This window comes from Halorubrum sp. BV1 (genome assembly GCF_000746205.1).
Taxonomy (GTDB): domain Archaea; phylum Halobacteriota; class Halobacteria; order Halobacteriales; family Haloferacaceae; genus Halorubrum.
The window spans coordinates 545,508-571,352 of record NZ_JQKV01000001.1 but is presented as its reverse complement, the minus strand read 5'-3'; the positions used below and the strand labels follow the sequence as shown (position 1 = coordinate 571,352).

Below are 25,845 nucleotides of genomic sequence, written 5' to 3'. Positions count from 1 at the left end.
TCAGGGATTGGTGTCTATCTCATAATCACTCAGGGTCTGGTTGACTCCCGAGATGGGAACTACTCCTTCGAAAGGTAGGGTTCGAGACCGTCGAAGAAGTCACGAATATTGTACTGGAACTTCTCTGAGGGGGTGAATGACGTTTTTACTTGATCTGATTGTCCATTTGCGTCCTTCTTCCCCAGTTCCAAGAGATAGCCGTTGTCAGGAGTGGAAACGACTTTCAGCCACGCCGTCACGGGGTCGTCGTAAGCTTTGAGCCAGCAGACCTCCTGATCCTGCCATTCGCCCTCGGTCTGGTCTTTTTCGAGGGCTGAGCTGACCACTTCGGGGACGTTCTGAAGGCTGTCGACGTCTCCCTCACTAAGCGGAACGTGGACGAACTCAGGCCGTTCTCCCTTCTTCCCTTTACTCAGCTTCAAGTAGAACCCGCCGGCCGGCGCTTCAGCAAATTGTAAGGACCGTTTCGTCGGCTGACGTGGCGTACTCAGCCATACTTGCCGATGAGTCGTCCAAGACCTGTTTGATCGCTGGCGCTGCCCTCGTTCGAACGCCTCACGAATCGACGGCTGGTGGTGGTCTAAGTAGTCCGGAGGAAGCGAAACCTGGATTTCAGGAGTAGAGGGCTCATCCATGACTGGCCACGAAAGCCCGTCGTATCCACGAAGCTGAGGAAGAGCCTTCGGCCAGACCGGCTGAACGTGATCGATGGCGACGTCGTAATCGGAATAATGCTGTTCGGAAAGCCAGAGGACGCTGAATCCCTCGTCGTAGTAATCCTGGTCAGTCGCGAAGAGGTCCTTCGAATTATTCCGATGCTGAACTTCGACGGCAATTCCCTTCCCGAGCGGTTGACGCGGCTCTGGAAATTCGACGAGAACATCTGCTCTACGAGGGCCGACTGGTTTCTCGATACTGACGTCCGCGTCTGGGTAAGTGGTTACGAGCTTGGAGAAGGCGATTGCCTTCATTCGCAGGTGCGGAATCGACTCACCGCGGCACTCATCGTTGGTCTGATGGCGGAAGTGTCGGGCGACGAAGCCGCCACGTCGCCGGTGTTCAGCGACGACACTCATCGCGTCGTCGCAAACCGGACAGACGAGTGAATCAGCAGATTTGGCTTCGTGAGGGAGGACACGTTCGCCATTGTGGGTCGCTGTGAAGGGCATGATTGCGGGGGCCTGAACCGACCTTGATGGATGATAGCTATCCAACTATTATTATTATTGTACGGCTCTGATGGCAGACTCGGTCTGTATCAGTTAGTATACATTAATCTACTGGTCGTGAGCTACCGGAGGGAACGGGCGGTCTAAGAGCCGAAGGGAGGAACATGGGATTTCAGCCGAGCTTTTGCCAGCAAGGGACCGAAAGTTCCGAATCAAGCAAATGGTCGGTGGGCATATCTAATCACCTTACATCATGCTCCCATATTCGACATCACGGACTCTACAAGCCCCTGCGAAGGAATATTGTAACGAGTGGTGATTGCTTGGGCACTAATTTCTTCTGAGTGTTTCGCGTGACAGCCGATCAAGTTCTCGACAGCGTTCATCAACCACCCTGGATCTTTGTCTGGTCGCGCACCGCCAGCATGGACATCATCGTGACACTCCCGACAGAGGTAACACCCGGCTTTGTTCTCCCCATATCGCCAATGGTGAAAATCCAATCCGGCGTCGGGAAGCTCGCCACACAGCTGGCATGCGTCCGGCGGTTCTCGGAACGTAGATTCCGGAATTCGCTCATTCGGTTCTAACCCCGCTTGACGAATTGCCTCATTCCAACTCCCGAACCGCTTTAGATAACTTCGACCGTAATACTCTCCCCGGTCATCCATCTGTTCTTTCGTCGGGGTTCGATTAAGTTCCCTAGCAAGCCGCCTAATCTCATTCAATAAATCATCCGTCGGCACTTTCCTCGGCTGATTCAGTTCCAACCCAGCCTCACGAAGAGCATCATTCCACCCCCCAAACTCATTTTGATACTGCGATGCCCAATACTCCCCTTGATCATTCATCTCAACGCTCGTCGGGGTTTCACCGAGTTCCTCCGCAAGTCGATGAAGGGCATCAAGCAGATCCTCTCGCGTAACCCCTCCCATACTGTTACCCAATCAACACCCTACCAAATCATTACTTTGATTTCGAAAATGACCTTTGGCTGTCCTATTCGATGTACTTGGAATAGACAAAATTTTGATGTATCCTAGTATGCTGTTGAAGCGGTTAGTTCGAGGTAACCGCCAGATGTCGACCGGAGCGGATCCCGGACTTATTGAGAACTCTCGAACCTGTCGGAATACTCCCCCTGCCGGGTCTTTGTATTCGTTTTGAACCCGCGAAACCGAACACCAGGAGGGTCATGATACTCCTCGCGAAGGTCGTACCAGTACCGATTATCTTCCTGATAGAGGCAGAGCACCCAGTCTTCTTTCTTCCCGAGTTTCGTTGGGACTTTTGCCATACTGTATGGACGCTGCTTGAGCTGCTCGATCAGAATGTTTTCGAGACTTCTAACGTCATCAGGGGTGAAAAAGAGGTATTTACCTGCTTCGTGCGTATCAGCGTCACTTTCCGGTCGTTCATGCTCGGTATCGTACTTACTGAAATATTGGACCCACCCTCCGGCAGTCACACGATTAATCTTCTCAGGGAGTTCAGTGTGCTCGCTGAGTGAGTCTGGTCGTATTTCCTCGCGATATGAAATACAGTCAGTGACGTACTCTAACGCACGCTGCCGATATTCGGCTGACGGCTCCTCAGGAATGTCTTCCTCGGGAAGATACTGTGTTAGCCGATCGAACACTTCTACCGGGAGCTCTGATTCGAGCGTTTCCTGAAGCATGAGGAGTCCCCCGTCACTCTCCACACCCGGTTGTGAGTGAAGATTAGTTACGCCCGCAGCTGGCTCTGGAGGTCGATTATTCATACTACTGAATCGTGATTGACACCAAAATAAGGTGACGCCTCGAAGACGAGCGATCCTTACGATTCAGTTGGTAGAAGTCTACAGTGGAATGTTACTCGGGACTCGTTCTGAAGTTTGATCGATGATCGCGTCGACGAGGTCTTCGTGCTGGATGGTGTCACCACCACGCTCGACGGCCCGCCGCGCTGCCTCGTCAATCGTGATGGCGATTTCAGCCCCGTTCCACTTCTCGGTGTTCTCCACGCACCACGTGAGGTCGTCATCACTCACGGTGTTCGGTCGGCCCTCAAGGTGAGTGCGGAAAATCTCACGCCGAGTTTCGGCGCCGGGGATGCCGATGTGGAACTCTCTGTCGAACCGGCCTGCTCGGACGGCCGCTTCGTCAAGTCGTTCGCGACGATTCGTCGCAGCGACGACGTAGACGTTCTGCTGCCCGGACTCCTCGAGGAAGGTGAGAAACTCGTTGACAACCTTCTGGTCCTCGTGGTGGGCGTTTGCTATGTCGCGAGAGCCGAGAACGACGTCGACCTCGTCGATGAAGATGACAGCGTGACCGTACTGCTCTGCGATTTCTCGAGCTTCAGTGAATAGGTCACGAACGCGTTCCGCGCTCTCGTTGACGAAGCGACTTTGAACGATCGAGGGTGTGATTTTGACAAAGGGGTACCCGATTTCACCGACGAGGGCTTCGGTCAGGTACGTCTTCCCTGTTCCAGGCGGGCCGTAGAGCAATACGTTCGGGACCGTGACGTTGAGGCGAGCGTACTCTTCGCGATTCTCAATTAACGGCCGGACGACTAGCCGCTCGAGCTGTTCTTTGATGCTGTCTAGTCCCCCGACATCGTCGAACGATCTGGACGAGGGCGACTGCCATGGGAAGCAGGTTGATTCTGTCTCTGCACTGTCTCCGGTTGTTTGGTCGTTGGAATCGTCGTTGATTTTGCTCATAAGCTGTTTTGAAGAGCGAAAGAGGGGAACGTCAGTCCTTGAGCCCACGCATCAGGGTGTCGTCGTGGATGACGCTATGGATGTCTTCGTTGGAGAGGGCTTGGCTGATGATCCGTTGGATCTCGTCAATACGGTAGGGGAGGTTGAACCGCTCTTGCAGATGTTCGATCTGGCTGTCGGCCTGGGACGGGCAGTCAGCCTCTAGGTCGCGAATCGCCAGCCTGGGCAGCTGGAGACAGTGCTTACCGTAGAGACCGAGCTTGCGTGCGCGCCAGTCCTGTCGAGAGTCAGTTTTCCCGCCGGAGATCGCGTCGTGGCAGTTTCGACAGAGCACGACGCCATGTTCATCCTGAACAACTGGATCCTCAGCACCCCCATCGGTTTCGAAGTGAGGGCGACACCAGTGGTGGAAGTCAGGACCGCCGTTGTTGAGTTCGTGGTAGGCACGACGACAGAGCGGACAATGGAGCGACCAGTCCCAGTCGAATTTGTCAGCTTGGCCGTTGTACTCAGAGATGAATTCGTCCTTGCGTGGATGGCGATCGGACGTCTGGATACCGCGCCAGTAATGGCGTTCCCAGTATGCCTGGGTCACGACGGCGAGTTGGTTGAGCGAGATGGTTTCTGCATGGTCGGCGGCGACGCAGACGACGCTCCAACGCCGAAGATCGTCGACGCCGCAGTTCTCGCAGCTCTCCTTGAAGCGCCACAGGTGGGCGGGAATGCCATCGTCGTAGCGCTTCACTTCGCTACTACAGTCTGGGCAGAGTATCGAGATTGCCCGGTTTGTCGGGAGAGCGTGCGTGTTTTCGACCGCGTCTTCGAGGACGCGTAGTTCGGTTGAAGCGACCGCTGGTGGGTCGCTCTCGATGAAGTCGTGAACGGGTTCGGGCCGTTCAAGTATCTCTGTTACGTCTCTTGGCATGGGCTTTCACCTTGGCTGGTGACCAGCCCAGGGCCGGTGCTGCTACACCGGTCCGCTTCTACTGACGACGAGCGCCAGCAGGCGGCGTCCCCTGAGCTATGTCAGGGTAGGATGGTAATCGTAAAAAGTGGTTGTAAATTGGCTCAGTGAGTTCTCAGTCTTGGTCACCCAGAATCCAGAGTGCTTGGTCGATCTCGCGTAGGCTGAAACTCCCTTCTAGGTCGTCCCGTAATCGCTTGCAAATCTCGACGTACGCAGGGTAGTGTTTTCGAGAGGCTTCCTCCCGTTCTGTCCAACGGTACTCATCATCGGCGGATTGCTTGAGGGCCAGAAGGGCACGTTCGTCCATAACGGTGTGCTCGTCAGGCTGCCAGAAGGTGAGTATCACAGAGGCCATAGCTGCGTCAACGCCGTCTAAACAGGTGAGGACGCCAATCTGATCTCGCAGGATGGTTTCCGTTTCTCCTTCCGGCATCTCGGTTCCCCAGTCGAATGCGGTTTGGGTTACACGCCTGACTCTGTTTTGAGAATTCTTTTTCGCATAATTCGACCAGAGGCCAGGCCATTTCCAGCGCGTCAGGAGTTTGAAATCGTCACGGGCGTCGATACAGCTGTCTTCTTGAAATCGGACTGGGAACCGACGTAGCATCTCTTGTTCTTCGGTCCATCGATTCTCAACGTCTAATTCGAGTGGTCTCCGCTCTTTTTCGCCCTCGCGGTACCGCTGACAACTGTCTCTGATTAGGTGAGAGGTGAAGTCTATGGGCATCGGCTATTAGATTCGTGTCAGCTTTCGTTAAGCATGTATGCGAACGCTTCGAAGGTATTCTGGCCCTCCTCAGTCGCCTCCACGTATTTATTCCGCCCTTTCTTGTACGTCTCTACGTATCGATCCTCTCGAAGCGAGTCAAGCAAGTGCGAGTCCAGCAAACGGTACAAGCCGCGTGTGTCGTCTCCTTCGTGCTCGGCGAGCGGATCGATTCCTGCGGCGACAGCGAACTCGATGCAATCTTGCTTGGTCACCGGTCCTTCTTCGACTACATACTGAAGTAACCGGAGAGGGTCGCGAGACGGCGCTTGAATCGGGTACGTCGGTAGTCGCGAGATGCTCGTTACGTTTTTCGCCACTGGATCCTCCTTGTCTTGCCCGTACTCAGAGGCACTCACGTAGATCGGTTCGGCGCCGCCCGTAACCATACAGGCGATCATGCCTGCAATCGCCGTGACCTTCCCTCCCGAAGCGAGATTGACGTAGACCTCGTGTTCTTGATTCGCTTGGATGAGCTCGGCGACCGTTCGCAGGGTATCATACAAGTCGAAGATGTTGCAGACGTTGTCGTCGTCAACGCTAATCCCAGCTGCCGCCAAATCTCCATGAATATCCTCATAATAGCCGGGGCGTTCATCGGGATCGTCCCCTTCGTGGTAGATGAGATACACGCGGTCTGCACGCATACGAATCGCTGGGACAGTGACGCGTTCGTACTCGTAACCCAACGGAACGATGTGGACGCGGTCGGAAACGTTCAGGCCTTCAAAAGAGACCGATTCATCGCCTGATCGCGAATTTTGGCTGTCTGCGGACATTGGCGTAGTGCCCTCGTCGCTGCTCATAATCGTCTTTTAGCGTGGTATTTTATGAATAATGCGGTTATTTCGGTAATGTCGATACAATACGCTATATCAGTAACAATGCTATTTTGTCAGCGTAGTGCTTATTGGGTTCTGTTCCCATCCCCCAGTTAGTAGATGGAAGGAACGCAGGCGACGTTCGGCTCTTATAGCTCCCCGCGGGTCGCAGTGGATGCCGCGTCGATAACCGGGATTATCGACTTCGTCTCCTGGTATAATGACAAACCCGCACTCAAATTCGCCCAACCGGGCGTCCCGATTCACCAACGCCCAGACCTCCCGTTATCCGAACTCGTGGGGACAGAAGTTCGAGTAACGATCTCCGAAGACCAATACTGTACGCAGTGCGGCGAAGTTACCAATAATTCCCCCTGCGCCGACTGTACAGGAGAACCGCCGCACGCGACATGCGTGATGCACCCTGCGACCCATTGCGAGTACAAAGGCTGTCCCTACCCAGACTACAAGCAGCGGTCATGCTCGCATACGCATCTCGTCTACCTCGCGGCGACCGACCGGATCAAGGTCGGTATTTGTCGGGAGTCTCGAGTTCGTTGTCGCTGGGCCGAACAAGGTGCCTCCCACGCGATCCCGCTCGCTCGTGCGCCTAACCGAAAGGCTGCTGGGATTATCGAGAAGGCCATCGGCGATGAGTGGCCGCAGCGCCGTCGCCACGAGTGGTATCAGCCGATGGAGAACAGCGTCGATCGACTCGCAGACGACGCCCTCGCTACGGCGGCGTTGATCCCGGAAAAGCTCCAGCCCTGCTACTTCTGGGACAACAGCGACCGCCAAGACGTTCGTGACGCCGTCGTCGACGTTCCCTCTATCGAGGCACCGGCCCTCGACCAGCGACTGACGACCAACCAATACTCGCTGTCCGCGGGAGAATCGCGAGAGGGCAGAGTGCTGGGGATTCGCGGCGGTCTGTTGGCTACCGATTCGTTCGTCGCTAACCTAAAGGGACACAGTAGTCACGTGGTCACGATCGAAACGGACGACCCGTTCTTCGAAGACACCGACCTGCGCGTTCAGCAAAACGAAGAGGAGCATTCGCAGGAACGTGAACAGCCATCTGAGTACATTCCTGTCTCGAAGGAGGGTGCTGCATGACCGAGTTTTCCTACGACATCGTCGAAGACGAATACGGCGAAAAACTGGCGATCAGGTTCGAGTACGACGAGAACATCATAAATCGGCTGAATGAGCTCTCGTGGGACACGACTCATCGTACCTGGAATCCAGACGTCAGTGCGTGGACGATCGAGCCGACGCCGGCGAGTATCCAAGCGTTCGAAGATGAGTTCGACGTGAGCGTCCCGGACGAGTACAGGTCCGATCAGAGCGCTGGTGGAGATGAGGAAACTGACAGAAAATCGGATTCGAATACGAGTGACTTCGATACGACAGCCGAGCAGAGGAGCGCCACCACCAGCGAGAGTACGGGGTCTGATTATGAGGAGGACGCAGCTATTGAAGACGCCCTTGTCGACACGCGCGATATATCGGCCAGCGGTCACGGATTAACCACGTATCCCGCGGCTCAGCGTATCGACGACGTGCCTGTTTACGTCTATAACGTCCTCATTGCGACAGGAGACCAAGCGCAGTCGGCCGCCGAACGGCGTCGACGAGCGTACGTCGCTATGCGTGAAATCCGCGAAGAGTACGGCGACCGTGCGCCACCGATGGCGTACGCTGGCGACCTCGAGGTCGTGGCCCTCCATCCGATTCCCGGCGATGGCATCCTCGAAAGCGAGGGCGTGCGAGAGCTCAAAGAAGCAGGGGAGCGAACACTCGAGTTGTCGAACCAAGCGGAGCGAGCCCAAATCCAGCGCCTCGTAGAGGAAGCATTCAAGCAACGTGTCGGCGACCAAGATTTCGTCGTTCACGGGATGCACAAGATCCTCAAAGGAGACCCCATCCCGATTCAGGCTGGAACCGGGAACTTCCGCCTGCACGAGCGCTTCGACTGCGCCATCACGGTCGCCTCGTCGGGAAGGGTTTACCTCCACGTGAATCCGAAAACTCGGGTTCAAACCGACTACACGCTCGACAAAGTCGAGAACCACCGACTCTATCCCGGTCTGCGACTCGTCGCAACCTACAACGGCCGCGGGTATCGACTCGGTCGCGTTCAGCCCGAGCGCGCTCGCGACCCGACGATCGACGCTGAGACGAGTGTCGTCGACTACCATCGAGACGAAAACCCGCTCGTCGACGACGTGACGGTCGAGCAAATCGATAGCTCGAACCGTCGGGTCGTGACCGCATACCCCATGGGTTCAGGTAGAAAACAGACGTTCCCTCAAGAACTGCTGGCCCTTCAGGGTCATACCGCGAACCTCGCGAACTTCGACGGCGACTTCTGGTCGGAAGCGCAGCCGAAGATGCGCCGTTCCGCTTCCGCTCGTGTCGAGGACGCCGTCGAGTTCGCCCGGCAAGTCGGTGACGTCCCGTTCGACGGGACGACCCTGTCCTTCCCCGCTGACGCACCGCTGTTCGCCGGCGACTCTCACTTCCGCGTCGAACAACTGTACGAGACCGACGCCGAGGTTCTCAAGTTCGCTAACGGCCGCCTCGGTGACCACCCGAACGAAGTCGGTCAGAAAGGAGTCTACGAACCACCAGCGCCGTTCAACGTCCTCTACGTCTACCCGCAGCAACTGGAGGGCGATCAAGCTGATTCGTTCTGGAACACGTTCTCACGGAAACTCCGATCCATGGGCGCCGAACCGGACAGCCGGTCGGACATCACGTTCGAGCCGACGCCCAAAAGCGACGGGCCAGGCGATGTCGACATCCAGGTTGGCCGCCAAATCGCGAGCGACCACGACTACGACGCCGCACTGGTGGTACTCCCTCCAGAAGAGGGCGCACTGACCTCGTTCTACCAGCCCTATGACGAGCTCAAAGAGGTCCTTGCTGAGAAGGGGCTTCACTCCCAGATGATCGACCGGAAGTCGATGAAGGAGACGGGCTACCACCAGAATATCGCCCTGGGGCTAATCAGTGCAGCTGGCGGGATCCCGTTCACCGTGGAAGGTTCGCTACCGGGCGATGCCGACCTCTATCTCGCGTTCGACGTCGGCCAGTATTTCGACGACGATGACGACGGCCTACAGGACGGCATCCGCGTCGGCGCGTCCGTGACCGCGATTACGAACGAGGGCGCAGTTCTCGGGTACGCCCACACGGGCCCCCAGGCAGGCGAACGCATCCCCGCATCGGCCCTCCGCCGGATTGCCAGGCAGTCGCTGTTAGGGTACGAAGAGCACCGTGGCGACGCCCCCGACCATATCGCTATCCATCGTGACGGCTTCATGAACGACCCGATCGAACCGGCCCTCGGGTTCCTCGACGAGCGCGGCATCTCATACGACGTCGTCGAGGTACGCAAGCAGGCGCCCGCTCGTATCGTTAATCAGGAGGGCGGCCTCGCGAACCCTGACAAGGCGATTGCCTGCATTAACGACGAGCAGCATCTCGCGTATATCGCGACGTACGGCCAACCCGAACCACTCGCTAAAGGAACGACCGGGACGCCGCGACCGATCACGGTTGAGCGTAAGCATGGGGGGACCGACATCGAGACGCTCACGCGCCAGGTGTATCTCCTGGCCCAGTGCCATATCGGCGTCGCGAACACGACGACGCGACTACCAATCACAACGGCTTATGCGGACCGTGCCGCGACCGCGGCGGCGAAGGGGCACCTCCCAATGACGTCTGACTTGGAGACTGGCATCGGCTTCCTCTAAATTGGTCGGGAACGGCAACGGGACATACCCCGAGTATCATAAAATATCTATTATCAATATCCGACTCTTCTTAGACGCTACTGGCCTTCCGCAACTGCCAATAACCTCATCTCCCCTATGATTCTACAATTCCCAATTCAAGCAGACGCGTTATCTCCAACTCGCTTCAAACAACAAGCCTAGAACAACAATACTACCGGGATTCTCCACCAGTTGGTTTGATGTGACACTATCTTAGATGCGCTTATAGAACAGACAATCGGTTCTAATCTCTTTGTTCTAGTTGGTCAAGCTCGTTAACCCAACTTGGAGTATAACTTGTTGCATATCGGTCGGAACTATCAATTTCAGGAGAGTAAGTAGAGCAGCGTCTATATCTTCAACAGTGTACTCAATACCACTCAAGTACCTGTTCTCGAACACTACTTGCAGACTCCACAATGTCATTCGGACGCATCTGTAGCAGGTGCTTTCGGGTTTCGACTACTGACACACAGGACGCCTCAATTTCAGCTAACCGCTGATTGGCACTCTTCAGTTGCGTGCTCTTGCTATAGTCTGGAAGACTGGCGAGTTCCTCAGTAGACTGCCGAAGCTGCCCCAAAATTCGCTGACCCACAGGTCGAGATGGAACTACGTACAGAATTTCAGCGTCGAATGTAGCCGCGACGGCACTCATCTGTCGCTGGTCAGCCCGCAAGTCGGCTGGATGGTCTGCATCTCGTTCAAATTCAGCCAGTACATTTGGTCTCCCTTCTGTGAACGCGACGACGTCAACTCGCGGCGGTTCGTCACTCTCGATTTGCTGGACAAGGTCTCGATCGAGCCAAGACTTGTCCTCAGAGAGTTCAACATATGTTTCGACTCGATCTACCCACGGGCAGTGCTCGAGAAATAGCTCAATCTGTCGAACCCCCTCGATATGGACTGATGATACGTTGAGATCGTTGATTCCCTCGCCCCATTCGGATCCACGCCGCCATGGGACGTTGAGGAGCTCTCGAGCTCGACTCGTAGTCGTATAAAGCAGATGTGGACGGTCAGCCCGCCGGATAAGAGGCTCATCTTCATCGAGTGCCTGCTGGATCTCACTAGTTTCAACGGAAACGGCATCACGCAAGGTCGTCATGCTCTCGGTGATCGAGTATTCCAGCTGCTCATCTAGTTTTCCAGCGCGAGCAAAATAGACGAGTTTCAGGAACTGGAGGAATTTTCGCGAGTAGTCGCTTTCCTCAACGATCCTCCGATCGACCTGTGGAACTCTCGGCTGTTTTAAGTTATCAACACCGGCTTCCGAGACATCATGTCCGCAGCACTCGAGAGCCGACCGGAGACCGTGAGCGCCCTCGTCCATACTCGGAATATCATGCTGACGGCCGCAGTTGAAACACGCAATACAATCGTCTCGGAGAGCAAGGTGTTCAGGAAGAGCCTCTGCTGGCGGGCGCCATGTTTCCGGTCTATCGGTGGAAACGTTCTCCGAAGGTATCTCTGTGAGAGTAGGCTGACTCTGCTTTTCTGGCTCCGTTTGAGACGATAGGGAAACGTCAGCTGTGAGGTCCTGACGTTCAATTTCCCAGGGACGAGCAAATTCGGTTGCTGCTGGAGCACTCTTTTGAGACGGATGAATGGAGAGTAGTTGCGGATCCACGTCGAAATGTGGCGATCCGATAATCGCAATCTGGTGCTCTGTAGTATAATTCGCAAACCGTTGGTAATACTCATCTGGCAGTTCCGAGGGTCCAGCATAGCGGCTGAGGAATACACCTCCGATCGCCGGATCGCTAATTGAACTGTGCACATGGCGGCGCAGGTGTTCTATGTGGCGACGATGGGATCCTGATGGGGGTTCGCCTGGTTGGAATTCGAGCCGAGTTATAAGAGACAATCCGATGTCGGCTGGACTGACAGACGCAGGGCGGTGTTCAAGCAGAAGCCTGTTTCGAGCGTCTACCGAGAGCGATTTGATCGAATCAAGCAAGAGTGCCACTCGAGTCGATGAGCAGTTGTCTAAGCTGTTCGATGACTCTTCCAGTCCAGATGCAAGTTCACGTACGAACGCGCTGAGACAGTTACTGATTGCCTCTGAGTCTATATCTGCAAGGTCGAGTATGTACGCAGATGTCTCACTGTCTTGGATCTCTTCCACCAGTGACGCGAGTTCGTCGTTCGCAACTTGTCGCTGGAGGACCGGAGCTCGAACCGTCTTTACACGATCGTCGCACGAGGCATGATAGCTTCGGAGAGCTGTATCAATCAAATCGAAGTTCGCTACTTCGGTCCAATCACGTGACCGAACGAGCACGGTCGTCCCAGAAAGAGCAGCTACACACTCGCCAAAGTCTGCTGCGAGGCCCCTTGGTGGAGACGACTCCACCACGTGCCGTGCGAAAACTTGCGGGAAGAACGCTTCTGGGAGTACAATCGGGTGCTCCCCCTCTAGCGCTTCGTTTACTGGTCGGCCCAATTCTACGCCCGAATCATACAGATACTGCGCTACTCGCTGATTAATTGCCTCCACCGGATGTGCTGACCCTGTGATTCCTTCCCGCCTCCACGTGGAGGCTGGTGGAAGCCCAGTCAGAAACTCGGCGAGTTCGTCGATGCCTACCTGGAATGTTGCATCGCTACAATGACGACCAGCAACCGCCCGCCGTACGGCACCATTTCGTGCTCCGTCGGGCACGATCTTAGCCTCGAATGCTGCGGTAAGCGGATGATTTGCAAACGCCACCGCTATTTTGTTCCCCGGGTCTCCCGTGCCTGGAGACGGAAACTGAAGCGTTCGAATCGAAACCTGGGCATCGCTCGGGGCGCTGGTGGAACCGTCCGCTTCTGCGGCCTTTCCACCACGAATAGTTTCAGCAACGGGCGTAAGCAACCCGCTCGATTTTGTCTCTGCCTGTCCCTGTTTACTGAGCGATTGGCTTGCCCCCGAGCTGACGAGAAGCTGGAACACAGTAGGACGGTCTGATCGCGTAACCGCCCGAAGAACCGGCAGCAGCGCAAAATCGACGTCGGAGCCGTTAGTCGAGGAACGGGCGCGTGCAACTCGTTCGAGCGCTTCTGTCTTCGCTCGCGAGAACTCTTCCGCTCGCGGGACCCATGTATCGACTCGGGGCTCACACGCTTCTAATGGCTCCCCTATGGAACTCTCCAGGATCTGTTGCAACCCCTCGTCTAACTGTTCGATGCGATAGTTGCTGGGAAGCCCGTACAGGAGCGTGGACAGTATCTCGTCATTGGGAGCACCAAGTCGAACCTGGACCGCCGTTTCGTCGAGACCAATTATCTGTACCTCAATTCGTTCACGAACGCTCTCAGCGGTACTGGTGGAAAGCGCACGGTGGAGAGCGGATACTATCGATGCCAACTCTGGACTGTTGGCCCCGACGTAGATCCGTCGGTAACTCCATTCAGCTCGGCGACCATCGATACTGGTCGAATCAGTCGTCATCGGTCCCATGGCCAAGGTGTCGGCGGGGAATGGCGCGCTCTAGTTCGTTCCGATACTCCTCTATTTCATCGGGCGATTCTGCGCTATCTAACGCGTCCACCAGGTCGACTCGTGCCTCTTCCAAGGCCGACTGCTCAGGAGCTGGGAAACGATCTTGTGAAAGGTTATGCTCGACGAATGACAGCAGCTGTTCTGCACGCGTCTTTTCTTTTGCGAGCCTCGCTTGCCGTTGGTCCTCCCGAGCGTGCTGTTCTGCCTCTAGTCGCATGCGTTCGATTTCCTCGTCCGACAACCCGGATACGTCGTCGACACTGACGTCTTCGTGGATCTCTCCAGTCGGCCCGCTCACAGAGACGTCGAGAGTGCCATCGCGACGGAGAGAAAACGATACATCGAGGGCGATCGCTCCGGGTGGCATCGGCGGTAAGCCGCTGACGACGCAGTGGCCAAGCAGCCGGTTTTCACGAGCGACCGGCCGATTGCCCTGATAAATCGACAGCCGCAATCGCGTTTGATTTCGTTCCGAGGTGGCGAATGTCTTCGTTTCCGTGGCAGGGACCGTCGTATTCCGTGAAATAACCGGCTCAAACCGCCCATGACGAGTTTCGACACCAAGATCGAACGGCGTGACATCCTGGACGAGCGTGGCCGATTGCGAATCAGTCAAATCAACTGCTCGAATCGCAGCCCCATGAGCGACAATCTCGTCGGAATGCAAGACGCGTCGCGGCTCTTGACCGAGTACACGCTCCACTCGACGCTCAACCGCCGGTAGTCGGGTTGCGCCCCCGACCAGAATGACCTCGTCAATTTCCGACTGCGACATCCCGGCTTCATCGAGAACATCCTCAATCGGCGGCTCAAGCCGATCAACGAGCGACTGGGTGAGCTCCTCGAACTGGTCTCTCGATAGCGTTTCGTCGACGTGAAGCGGTTGCCCGTCCGCCTGCGTGAAAAACGGGATATTGATCGTCGTCTCTGATTGAGCGGACAGCCGTTGCTTCGCTTCCTCGGCTGCCTCTTGGAGACGCTGAACCGCTTGCGGGGAATCATCGGCCCTAACCCCGTGTTCTGCCTCGAACTGACTGTGAACCCAGTCAGCGAGCCTGCGGTCCCAGTCATCGCCCCCAAGGTCTGTATCCCCGGCTGTCGCTTCGACGTGGAAGTCGTTCGCCGACCCTTGCTCAATAAGCGACACGTCGAAGGTGCCACCACCGAGGTCGACGACCGCGACCGTCCGGACGTCCTCGTCGTGCAAGCCGTATGCGACCGCGGCCGCAACCGGCTCGCTCAAAATCGCAACCTCGTCAAACCCGGCGATAGCGCCCGCATCCTTCGTCGCTTGACGCTGGTCCTCGGAGAAATACGCTGGCACCGTAATAACGGCCCGTTGTGACTCACCACCGAGGTACTCCGCAGCGTCGCGCCTCAATTTCGCTAAAATCATCGCCGAAACCTGCTCTGGCAGATACTCGTCCCCCTGAAGATCGAAGGTGACGTCATCTCCCATTCGTCGTTTGACCGATTCAACCGTCTCCGCTGGGTTCTTTACGGCCTGATTCGCCGCCTCTGCCCCGACCAGCCGCTCGCCAGCGTCCGAGATAGCGACTACCGATGGCGTCAACCGATCCCCCTCGGAGTTCACCAGCGTCTCGGGCTGCTCTCCTTCCACCACGGCGACGACGCTGTTCGTCGTCCCGAGGTCGATCCCCAGTGCAGGCGGGTCAGTCATCCGCCTCCCATCCCCCCGTCGTCTACGCCATCCGGTTGAAGACTGGCGATCCCGCGCTCAAGATGCCCTAACGAGAGCCGCGCCTCAGTGACTGTCCGCTCGTCGAGCGAGTCTGTGAGTAGTTGCTGGCGAAGTGCGTCCAGTTGCTCGGCCAGCTCGTCCTGTTCGCCCGACAGCCACGACGCGAACATCGTGTGACTATCCGGGTAGCGGGCTGCTGGCGACGGATACGGCGATTCTGAGTCTGCCTCGACGATGTGGATGTTGAGTGGCTCACCGAGTTCAAGCGCGATCTCTTCGATGAGCTCGTCCGTCGCTAGCACGTTGAACTCGTCATGTTCGTAGGCGGTCTTGTACCAGTCCGCTAGCGCGTCTTCGTCGAGAGCTGTTACTTCGATCTCGGCTGGCTGCCAGTCTTGCCATGAGTCGACTGCCTGTTCTGTCTCAGCCTGCCAGAGCAGGTACTGCCCATGGTCGTTTTTGAGAACCTCCTCGCGACGCACGGTGCCCGCTCCATCTGCGCTGGACTCGGTCAGCGCGAGCATCCGTGTCCAGACTGTTCCTGTATCATACCGATCGAGTGTTGTCGATTCCATCGTTTGATAGAACTCGATACTCCTGCGGTAAATACGTTAAACCGGGCTTGAAACGTGCGAAATTACTAAAAATAACAAACCAAGCGCGGTGATATATCTAAGATTTAAACCACGTTTATATCAGCCGCAGCCTTCGCAACCGCCCCTGAAAGAGATGCGGGCGCAATCGGCTCGGACCGCCCTCTGTGCCGTCACCTCTGAAACTGCTCATTTCCAGGGTGACAGGCCAGAGCGTCAGTTAATCAGCTGAAGACAGAGCTAATACTTTCTCGCGTGACTCGGAATCAAGCAGCCTCTGGGCGAGCCTGTCCCAATCCGCGGGCGACGCTGGTGGAACGCAGGAAGGGGTCTCGTCCACTTTGAAGCAGGCGTTAATAGACATAACTCTTAACGCTCGTTTCAAAGTGGATTTCCTGAGTCGTAGCCGGGAGCCCTCCCTAGGGATATAGTCTCCTTCCACCAGTAGTCCAAGGTCCTCAAAGCTGCTAACCCAGTTGGAGATCGTCTTCATCGAAACGTCGATACCCCTTTCCTCAGCGAAGTCTGCCAAGTCCCCTCTGGTAAAGCACAACTCGCCGTGTTCCTCCTCAAAGGGGAGATGCTCGAGGGGCAGGGGCTGGTCGCAGGCCGCTTCGGACAGGTGGTGGAGGAGATCAACTGCGCGGTCAGAGGAGAAGCGCTGTTCCAGCGGCGTAGCGAGCTCATCAAGCTCAACGAGTCGGTCGACGGGCAGCGAGGTCGGGACGTTTGTGATCAGGTAGGCGTGTTTCGGCTTGTTCGCGAGAAGCGGCCGAATTCTATGGACCGCCTGTACGAGCTCTTTTTCGCGTGTTTCACGAAATAGCGCGCCGACAAGGCCCGAATAGTGTTTCGTCGGGACTGCGCGCCCGCGGCCGTTTTCATTCTCGTAGTTGAGTTTGCGATACACTGGGGGGTTTGCGGCGAGCGTACCCTCCTCGCGACGGGTACTGTATTCCGTTCCACCTGACCGAAGGTCATCACGATGCTGCGCGAGTAATTCAGCTTCCGTTTGGAGCTCTGGGAGGTATGGATGCGGGGCGCCGATACAGAAGACAGCGTCACACCCCGTCCGGTTGAGCCCACGAGCACCGTGATAGTTGAGAACTTCACTGTTCTCTGGAAGGTCGAATTCGCTCACGAGGTCTTTACGCAAGATGAATAGCGGCTGGTCGAACTGGTAGCCGGCTTCGTCAATGACCGCTTGGATTTTCTCACGCAGTGACTCGGACTTTTGGATGGTTCCACCGTGATATTGACCATCGGTTATCTGTGTCAGCTTCATATCGCTCTCAAGCGAGTCATCGCCTGTGACAAGCGGGTCAGGATCGCCGAAGAGTGCGCCGATACGTTCGGGCGTAGCCGTAGCATCAAGGATGAGCGGCGAGGACGGCAGGTCGGACAGGAGAGGAAGCGCCCGGACAACGAGGTTTGTCCCCTCATGTTCGGCATTAACTCTCGCCCGTTCGGTCTGCTTTTGAATGAGGTTGTTTTCGTCTTCCTGCCAGGCGCAGTTCTCACAGACGCGAATTCCGCGCTCATCGATCGCAAGTTGGTCCTTGCAGCGTGGGCAGTGTGACAGTTTGAGGGGGAGAGCGTATGCCTTGGAAAGCGGGTCTCGGGGGAGTCCAGCCTCAATTGCAGCGGCGATGAGCGCGTCGAATGCCAGCGGAACGCCCGTCCAGGTACCGTCCTCAATACGGGAGAGGATTGTCTCGTTGAATTTGATTTTCGCCCTTGCGAAGACTTCTCCATACTGCCAGGGCTGGTCCTCTGCGGGGGGTTTAAATTCGCGATAATGGCCGGCCACGTCGTTGTAGGTCTCGTAAGACGTCCAGCAAACTTGAGGCGGTTGAACAGAATCGAGCGGGTTTCCGTTACTCACAGCGCTCGCGAGTTCACCTGCGAATTCTCCGATCGCGTTCAGTGTCCGACTTTCGGCTGGGTTCTTGTTCTCGATTGTGTCGCCGATTTCAGAGAGTACCGTTTCGAGTTGAAGCAGTTGATTCGCGGAGAGTGTCCGTTCTGAAATCAGTGATCGCGGCTTCTCGTCTACGAGAACGTCTCGACTTTCATCTGCGACGGTCTTCAGTTGCAGATATTCGTGGACGCCAACAATTGCATCTTTGTACTCAAGGTCGTCGAACTGCTTGAGATACGCGCATTCAGACCCGTCATGTGGGTCAAGTAGCAGGTGCGCTTCAACCGGGCCAACTTCATCAACGACGCGCTCAAACTGCTCGCGGAGCGGATTATCGCTCGGACAGTCATAGATCGGGCACATTGAGGGGCACCGGCTGGAGGTTCCGTGAGTCGGACACTGCTCGTCCTGATGATCCGCATCCATACATTCGTCATTTCGTTTCTGTTCGGCGCCTTTCAGATGGTACGCGCCGGCGGGGGATGCGTCATCTTTGATGAACTCACGAGCCTTCTCGTGCATACTGAACAGTATGCTGTATGAGCGATCTCGCTGAGCCGCCGCTAACGCAGCGTTCGTAGTTTTTCCAGTGCCGGGCGGATCGGCGAAAATCGTGACCGAGTCGGCGTCAAGGAACTCATCATACCGGTCTTCTTGAAGAGCATCCCAGCGTTCTTGGACATCGAACGACGCCGACTTGTCTACTGGTGGCGTACAGGACTGAATCTGGTATTGAGCAGTCAGCGACTCGGACTGGTTGAGATCCCACCCGTGATCGATGTCACGTTCTTCGAGAGCCTCCAAGACTGAGGTTCGAGTGTCATTATCGGGGAAGTCGGGATACGTTCCCGACGACGTCTCCTTGTTGACGAAGTCATCTGTCTCGCAGATTCCAAGCGTGACTGCCGCTTTGCGAAGCGCCCACAGCGGGGTTCGAGTGTATTCCTCCCCATCGGCCCGGTCCGTTCCGGCTTCAGGCACCCAGATTGGAATCGAGTATCCGCGGTCTCGGAGGGCATCTATTGCTCGGGGGTATTCATCCCCGGTCAGGTCGTCGTCATTGCTAATCCCGTCTGTAAGTGCGACAAGGACGGCTGCATTCCCGTTCCAGCCCTCAGCATTATCATGGAACTTATCGCGATCGGCAAAGGTCGACTGGCCAGTATTGTGATCCTCATGCCATGGCGGACCGAAGCGAGGTGGCGTCTTTTCACCGTGCCAGATGTCAGCAACCTCTTTCGCGAGTTCGCGCACGTCAATGTTCTCGACAGCCGCCTCGACGACGCTACGATCCGTAGTCAACTGTACGCCTTCGAGTTCACCGGAGAGTTCTTGCTGACGTTCCTCTGCTTCACGCACGCGTTCTTGACGACGCTGCTCTCGTTCACGCTTATTTTTGACCCACGATCTGAGAGCTTTCTTCCAGGTGTCAGCATCTTCGGCGTAGTCTGGCCAGAGGGCCTCAACAAGAGACCCAATTCGGCTCGTATATTCGATACTGGTGAGCGCGCTAGCCCACGTTTGGACCTCATTCAGCAACTCTTCGTCGACGTCTTCGATCGGCGTAACTGAGTACGTGACAGCTTCGGGGTCGATAGGAGTGACTACGGCATCATGGTCGCCGTGGAGGGACAGTGGCGCCTTGTACTGGTGGTTTTGGTTATTAACCCAGTCTGGGTGGATTACTTCTTCTGCACCGGGGACACGGTCGTTGACGCGTTTTTCGGCGTCTCTGAGCCAGTGGTTCGATCGGTCGATGAACTCTTCGAAAACCCATCCGCGAGCTTCCAGGTCATCATCAAAGAGGTCGGCTATCGGAAGCGTAGCGCTTGGAGTACCAAGGATGTAGGCTCCACCGACAGAGTCGAGCATGAATACTGCGTCGTGGCCGCCGTACAGGGTCGCCAATTCGTCCGCATAGGCCTGGAGGGCTTCCTCAGCTGTGTTACGTGTGGATTCAGAGAGGTTACCGCGTTTGGGTTTTAGATCGTCGGCTAGGTCGATGTCTCCCCACGTTCCGACGGCGCGCAGATCAGCTGTATCGGGCGTTGGGGACTTCCCAGGTTCATATCGATAGGTCGTACCATCGAGCGTCGCCGCTGTCCAATTGTTCATCGAACTCAGCGATTTGTAGGATGTCAGAACGTACAGAGATCGATCGACTTGGCTGACAGCGTGATCGAAGTCGCGCTGAATCGTCTGCATTCGGCGCTTTTTGTCGAACCCGTTCTCGATCTGGTCTATATCGTCGTTGTCACGAGTCCGATACCAACCGTTCCTATCGTAGACAAGCCCTGTCGGGTTGTCGAGTACCTCGCCTAATGGTTTGAGAGCGGGTTTGATTCGTTCGTAGTGCGTCTGGATGTCTGTTCGAGAGAGTGAATCGGACGCGTCTATGGATGGAGGGCTGTTTTCGTTCGACATCTGGTTGTGAGGCCCGACGCCCGAAGACGTCACTCGGCATTTCTGGAGTTGCCACTGGTAGATACCAGGGCTTAACATACCCGAGCGAGAACCAGAGGGTGTAGGTTCCGGGGATCCCCCGGTTCTCAGGCAGTTAGGCTCTTAGCGTGTCGTTTATTCTGATGCAGGCACCGGGGCATACCTTGTTGCTTCTTAAAACGCTATGGGAATTGATTCAGTGAAACCAGTCCGATTGTACGCCCCTGCGAACCTCACAATGAGTATAATCGCCGAGGGTGTCTCGCTGATTACAAAACTATTCCTTGATGAGAATCAACGGTTCACGTATGACGGATGAGAAAATTCAGAAGCTACTGACATTATTTGACCACGATGTTCCCAATGAGGGGCCAACCCTTGTTGAAGCACGAGTGGTTGCCCCCGCCGGGAGCGATCCTCGGGGCGTAGCTATCGAGCTGTCAGCTGCACGGGACGGCGAAAAGAAGCGTGCGACCATCCGTGGAGATCATGATGGTATTCGAGCTCTCGGGGAGACACTCATCAGCGCCGTCGATGACCTCGAAATAAGCGACATAGATACAGAATCAGAAGCTCCTGAACAGTCACCTCCAGAAGATCAGTGATTTATCGACCTACCGACTCTTGAGTGTCCATTCCTGAGAGTCAGTTAGCTGGACTGTGTCGACAGCGGACAAATGAGGGCGGATTAATTCCTGCCACCACGTTGTTGGAGTCTTGTACCCGGCTTGCTGTTCGGGCCAAACGTCGTAGATGAATTCTCGTTTCGATACTGGCCGTCCCTTATCGGAGAGGTACTCATATGCTGCTCGTACTGCGCGTTGTCGTTCTGGGACTCGAGGCTCGTATCGCTCGTCAGGTTGTACAGCGAGATACTGGTCCATGTTTGTCCAGTCAGATGTCGGCAAGCGCGTGCCACGCGGCTTCTCGGGGTCTAACTGCTCAGTTATTGAGGAATCCTTGTCGACCGATGGATAATGCCACGTGAGGATTTTGAGCCACCAAACACGACCTGCTTGCCCGACGTCCTTTTCTGCTAGAATCGCTCGTTGGCTTAGTGAAGAGAGACGATCTATTGTTGCACGCTGACCTATCGGAAGATCACTTGCGATTTCTGCCGTCGTAAGAACGGGGCTGTCCGCTTCAAAAAAGAGTTCGAGAATTTGATCGTCGTCAACTCGTTGTGGGCGACCTCCAGACATTTTTGAGAACATCTACCGGAAGACGTTCTAAATTATTCGATATAGTTCGTGTGTGCGAAGTAACTGAAAAGGCCCACAAAACGCATTCTGAAAGGATTGAACGTACATTTGTGAATTCAGAGCGTGGCTGAGATTCCGGGAGAAATGCTCAGCGTTTAATACGACTATTGCCGTCACTCCTTGTTGAATCGACCCGACGACGGCATGTCGTCGTGAAGTACAGCCGGGCGGTGCAACGCCCGGCGATCAAGCGCGCACTCCACTCAATGAAAGCCACGTACGCGCCTACGAGGGCGTATCGCTCGCAAGTAAATAAATCTCCGATCTACAGCGGAGCGGACACCGTATCGGATGGACACCTCAACTCGGAACGGGGGTGGTCGTAACGTGGGTGCTCAACCAGGTCGCGGGGGATCTGAGAACGTCGAGAGCCTCGAAACGATTCGCTCTGAGCTGGACACGATTCGGCAGAAACTCGATGAGGAAAGTGCCCTCCAGCCGATCGGCCCAGAAGAGGCAGTGAATATGTACCTCGAGGACCGTCGTGAGGATCTCGTCGAATCGACGGTTCAGGACTACCGGCGGAGTCTGGAATTCTTCGTCGAGTTTTGCGCGCTCAAGGGAATTAACAACCTCAACGCGCTCAGCGGCCGGACGATGCGTGAATATCGAGCCTGGAGGCGAGAGAAGTCGTCACACAAGACGCTCAGTCCGAAGACGATGCGTGACGAGATGTATCTGATGAGGAACTTCCTCCGGGTCCTCGAAGACATCGAGGGAGTCGACGCAGGATTAGCTGACAAAGTTCAGACTCCCGAACTCAGCTACGAAGACGAAGTCCGAGAGGAATACCTGTCGAAAGACCGTGCGAATGACATCATCCAGCATCTGGAAGAGTACGAGTACGCCACGACCGAACACGTCATCTGGCTTCTGCTCGGGGCCTTAGGCTGCCGACGAGGTGGCGTTCACTCGCTCGATCTCAAAGACATCCACACCGACCGCAGCGAACTCTTCATCGAATTCCACCACCGGATCGATGAAGGAACGACGCTGAAAAACAAGAAGGCTGGAGAGCGAGAAGTGAACATCTCCGAAGAGGTCGCCGAGATCATCGACGACTACATCGAACACAACCGGACTGAAGCAACCGACGACTACGGTCGCGAACCCCTGATCACGACCACGCACGGTCGAATTGCAAAATCGACGATCAGCAAGTACATCTACAAGTGGACCCGTCCGTGCGAGATCGGGGAGGAGTGCCCCCACGACCGTGATCCGGACTCGTGCGAGGCTGCTCAGACCATCGACAACGCCTCAAACTGTCCGTCTTCCCTGTCAACCCACACCGTCAGGAAGGGCTATCTGACGGCTGAGAGGTCGAATAACATTCCGATCGAAATTCTGGCTGATCGCTGCGACGTCACCCCCGAAGTGATTAAAAAGCACTACGATCAGCGTGACAAGACCGATCGACGCGAACTGCGTCAGGAAATTTACGAAGAAGTCTATGGCAACAGCCAGGGCGGGTATCTCGGCTAACTATGAGCCGCGAAAATGACTCGGAAGAGAACTCTTTCGAGCCAGATATGGCCGAGATCGTCCGGCTAGAAGCTAAGCTCCTCGGAGAACCCATCGGGGAGCCGGACAAAACACTGTTCGACACAGCTCTCCGAGCGCGGCTAGTGATGCTCCGAGACGACTGGGCCGAACCGCTAGTTGTTCCTGGACAGGTCTACGCTGAAGCCATGGAACACAATTCACAAGCCGACGCCCATACGGCTATAGAGTTTGCTGACGCTGTCAGTCGCTATCTCGAAAAGCGTGGAATCGATACGCGCGAAGACCTGCTCAATTGGGAACCGAAGCTCCTGAGCCAGTATCGGCACGAGAAACAGGCTCAGCAGGAGTTCAACTAACGAATTGTCCACGAACCTTTGCCAAAATATGACTGTTGACGGAACCTCTAATGAGAACCTCGTCGACGAACTGTTTTGTCCATTAGATTAATACGGCTAACAATACCTGACAGGGTATGCGACTTATCGATCTTGAGGTTGACCACTATCGTTCTATCAAGGGGCAGTCCGGGAACGAGTCTATCGAGTTCGCTGGACTAGACTGCTTAGTTGGAAAGAACAATGCAGGGAAGACAAATATCCTATCCGCTGTAAAATTCCTACTTGGTGAACGAGAAAAGAATCTGGATGACGAACTATTTTGGCAGAAAAAGACTGAGATGCCGGTTGAAATTCACGGGTTCTTCGAAGTGAGAGAGGAGGATCTAAACCAGATAGATGATCCCGAAAAGAGGGACAGAATAGAAGCTTCCTTTCTTGACCCGGGATTGCTGAGAGGGGCTGGGTTCGAAAGATTGTCTGATGATTATGAAGAGATATTGGCTATTTGTCGGAAGGTTAATGCGAAAAGTCGGTCCCCCGTTTCAAGACTCCTTGATTTTCGACCAGAAGACGATCGACTGTCGATCGAACATCTTGAGCAATACCGGGATTCCCGCTGGGATGATCAGAAAGACGGTGATAAGAGCTATTCAAAGGATGATTATGAGCGCGATATGAAGGAAGAATTCCCTGAAGTTGCTGATCTAATAGACTCAAAACACCGTCAGAAGGGGATCTGGGAAACAAAACTGGAAGAATTCATCCAATCACGACCAGATAGTATTAATTTCGAACTTCAACCAACAGATTTCAAGAAAGGTACAAAGAAAATTATCCTTAATAATTTTCTTCCACAGGTCATTTCCATTCCAGCTATTCGTGAAGTTGAATCAGCAACACAACGAGGTGGAGAATTTGGAAATCTCATTAATCATATCCAAGATGAAATTCAAGAGGAACTCGATAAACAATTCCAAGAGGAAGTCGGTGACTTCCATCCACGGGATCACGAAAGTATCAGGAGAGTTGAAGAACGAATAAGTGGATACCTTAGCAGCGCGTTTGAGGAACAGTCAGTACAAATTGATCTTCCTGAGTTTTCGACTAAATATCTCTTCAAAGAAGCCGATATACGGATAGAGGAAGACTACATTGAGGACCTGTCAAAAGAGAATGTTGGAGAGGGAGTGAAACGAACTGTTATTTTCAGTCTCTTACGCACCCTTATGGATATTCGGTCTGGACGTTTTACTTTAACAGAGGATGGTGAACCTGTGGAAAATCCTAGGCCTCTGTTGATTCTATACGAAGAGGCTGAGTTGTTCCTCCACCCCTCCCTTCAGAAGACACTACTGAACACGTTAAGCGAGTTAACCAGTACCGATGCTCAAGTGATTCTTTCAACACATTCTCCAGTTATGATTCAGGGGGACATTCTAGATACCATCAATATAGTACGTAAGGGAGAAGAAACCGGTACGACTGTTACCCAATTTCATAGTATTCTCCAAAAGCAAAGTGACGCTAACCAATCCCGATTAACCGATCTCGAGAGTATCTCATCATACATCTTTGCAGAAAAAGTCGTTCTTGTTGAAGGCCTCTCTGACAAAATCGTTTTTCAAAAGATGGCGTCCCAACTTAATTCAGACTGGAATTTTGCTCGCCATGGTATCCCGGTTATCAATGCTGGTGGAAAGGGGGACGTATGTCGTTTCAAACGCTTTCTTGATGATTTAGGAATAGAAACACATGTCATATTTGATATTGACGCGGCCAAAGGCCAGTGCCAAACAGTAATCTCCTCTGAAGAAGCGATAGAAAAACTGCAAGAGTTAGAAGACGCAGTTATGCAAACTTTCTCTGGACCCCGGTATTCGGGGAATGATCTTAATATCAAATTCAGGACGATGCCATGGGAGGATGCCTTTAGCGAGATCGAGGAGCTAAAAGAGCGAATTGAAGACGGAAGAGAGACGAATGAAGATGATGCGGAATTACTTACGAAAGTTCTAGCTAAGGGGGAAATCTCGTCACCCCCTAATCGACTATGGGCATCGGAATCGGTAGAGAATGAACGTGTAACAGTGGTTGAAAAGCTACTAGAAGAAAATATTCTCCTACTAAGCGGCGAATTGGAGGACTATTATCCTTATAGTGGGGGGAACAAACGCGATGCTGCACTCAAATTTAATCCGTCAGAGTACAATCTCAGTGAACTACGATGTCGATTCCAGTCTTTAGATAGTTACGAGAACAATGATATAGAAACATTTCTTGAGCAAATTTTCAATTAATCGATTGGTGTTGCCTATTATATAATCAGAGTTCAAAAAATTCGTTCTCTAACTTTACTTCCACCTTGGTTCGCGAATC

General features: G+C 54.7%; 17 protein-coding genes. 6 read left to right on the top strand and 11 right to left on the bottom strand.

What is annotated here, in order from left to right; all coding sequences use genetic code 11:
- Positions 1-59: 59 nt before the first annotated feature.
- The 7 genes from EP28_RS14030 to EP28_RS02745 form a co-directional block, all read right to left on the bottom strand.
- Positions 60-1,169 carry a competence protein CoiA family protein gene (locus tag EP28_RS14030; protein WP_155118419.1) on the bottom strand — a complete coding sequence of 370 codons (1,110 nt, stop codon included), beginning with the start codon at positions 1,167-1,169 and terminating at the stop codon, positions 60-62.
- Between the two features lie 251 nt (positions 1,170-1,420).
- Positions 1,421-2,104 carry a homing endonuclease associated repeat-containing protein gene (locus EP28_RS14520; protein ID WP_155118418.1) on the bottom strand — a complete coding sequence of 228 codons (684 nt, stop codon included), beginning with the start codon at positions 2,102-2,104 and terminating at the stop codon, positions 1,421-1,423.
- A gap of 170 nt (positions 2,105-2,274) precedes the next feature.
- Positions 2,275-2,847, bottom strand: coding sequence for a hypothetical protein (locus EP28_RS14020; RefSeq protein WP_155118417.1), 573 nt, complete (start codon positions 2,845-2,847; stop codon positions 2,275-2,277).
- A 162-nt stretch (positions 2,848-3,009) separates the two neighbouring features.
- A complete protein-coding gene (locus tag EP28_RS02765; RefSeq protein ID WP_049982469.1) occupies positions 3,010-3,879 on the bottom strand; it encodes an ATP-binding protein in 870 nt (289 codons plus the stop codon).
- 31 nt (positions 3,880-3,910) lie between these two features.
- The gene (locus EP28_RS14015; RefSeq protein ID WP_155118416.1) at positions 3,911-4,624 is read right to left on the bottom strand and encodes a hypothetical protein; all 714 of its coding nucleotides are present in this window, start codon (positions 4,622-4,624) and stop codon (positions 3,911-3,913) included.
- A 334-nt stretch (positions 4,625-4,958) separates the two neighbouring features.
- The gene (locus EP28_RS02750) at positions 4,959-5,573 is read right to left on the bottom strand and encodes a hypothetical protein (protein ID WP_049982466.1); all 615 of its coding nucleotides are present in this window, start codon (positions 5,571-5,573) and stop codon (positions 4,959-4,961) included.
- A 17-nt stretch (positions 5,574-5,590) separates the two neighbouring features.
- Positions 5,591-6,391 carry an HFX_2341 family transcriptional regulator domain-containing protein gene (locus tag EP28_RS02745; protein ID WP_049982465.1) on the bottom strand — a complete coding sequence of 267 codons (801 nt, stop codon included), beginning with the start codon at positions 6,389-6,391 and terminating at the stop codon, positions 5,591-5,593.
- 162 nt (positions 6,392-6,553) lie between these two features.
- On the opposite strand from EP28_RS02745, the gene EP28_RS13625 reads away from it, so the two are divergent.
- Both EP28_RS13625 and EP28_RS02735 read left to right on the top strand, forming a co-directional pair.
- On the top strand, positions 6,554-7,549 hold the full coding sequence (locus EP28_RS13625; RefSeq protein WP_080506033.1) for a DUF2797 domain-containing protein: 996 nt from the start codon (positions 6,554-6,556) through the stop codon (positions 7,547-7,549).
- Entirely contained in the window at positions 7,546-10,197 is a 2,652-nt protein-coding gene (locus EP28_RS02735) for a Piwi domain-containing protein (protein WP_049982463.1), read from the top strand. The genes EP28_RS13625 and EP28_RS02735 overlap by 4 nt, the downstream gene beginning before the upstream one ends.
- 391 nt (positions 10,198-10,588) lie before the next feature.
- Here the strand turns inward: EP28_RS02735 and EP28_RS14515 are convergent, their stop codons facing one another.
- From EP28_RS14515 to EP28_RS02710, 4 genes are all read right to left on the bottom strand, one after another.
- Positions 10,589-13,663: a hypothetical protein gene (locus EP28_RS14515; protein ID WP_155118415.1), complete on the bottom strand. Its 3,075-nt coding sequence runs from the start codon at positions 13,661-13,663 to the stop codon at positions 10,589-10,591.
- Positions 13,644-15,386 (bottom strand): Hsp70 family protein, encoded by a 1,743-nt coding sequence (locus tag EP28_RS02720; protein WP_049982460.1) that lies wholly within the window; start codon positions 15,384-15,386, stop codon positions 13,644-13,646. Before EP28_RS02720 ends, EP28_RS14515 begins: the two co-directional genes overlap by 20 nt.
- The gene (locus EP28_RS02715; protein WP_155118414.1) at positions 15,383-15,982 is read right to left on the bottom strand and encodes a hypothetical protein; all 600 of its coding nucleotides are present in this window, start codon (positions 15,980-15,982) and stop codon (positions 15,383-15,385) included. Before EP28_RS02715 ends, EP28_RS02720 begins: the two co-directional genes overlap by 4 nt.
- Before the next feature lie 238 nt (positions 15,983-16,220).
- Positions 16,221-20,345, bottom strand: coding sequence for a hypothetical protein (locus tag EP28_RS02710; protein WP_155118413.1), 4,125 nt, complete (start codon positions 20,343-20,345; stop codon positions 16,221-16,223).
- Positions 20,346-20,671: 326 nt separating this feature from the next.
- Here EP28_RS02710 and EP28_RS14005 point away from each other — a divergent pair, with 326 nt between their 5' ends.
- From EP28_RS14005 to EP28_RS13620, 4 genes are all read left to right on the top strand, one after another.
- Positions 20,672-20,968 carry a hypothetical protein gene (locus tag EP28_RS14005; RefSeq protein ID WP_155118412.1) on the top strand — a complete coding sequence of 99 codons (297 nt, stop codon included), beginning with the start codon at positions 20,672-20,674 and terminating at the stop codon, positions 20,966-20,968.
- Between the two features lie 984 nt (positions 20,969-21,952).
- Positions 21,953-23,110, top strand: coding sequence for a tyrosine-type recombinase/integrase (locus EP28_RS02695; RefSeq protein ID WP_196219588.1), 1,158 nt, complete (start codon positions 21,953-21,955; stop codon positions 23,108-23,110).
- A 47-nt stretch (positions 23,111-23,157) separates the two neighbouring features.
- Entirely contained in the window at positions 23,158-23,487 is a 330-nt protein-coding gene (locus tag EP28_RS02690) for a hypothetical protein (RefSeq protein WP_155118411.1), read from the top strand.
- 116 nt (positions 23,488-23,603) lie between these two features.
- Complete coding sequence (locus tag EP28_RS13620) at positions 23,604-25,766, top strand: AAA family ATPase (RefSeq protein WP_080506032.1); 2,163 nt, start codon at positions 23,604-23,606, stop codon at positions 25,764-25,766.
- Positions 25,767-25,845: the final 79 nt, after the last annotated feature.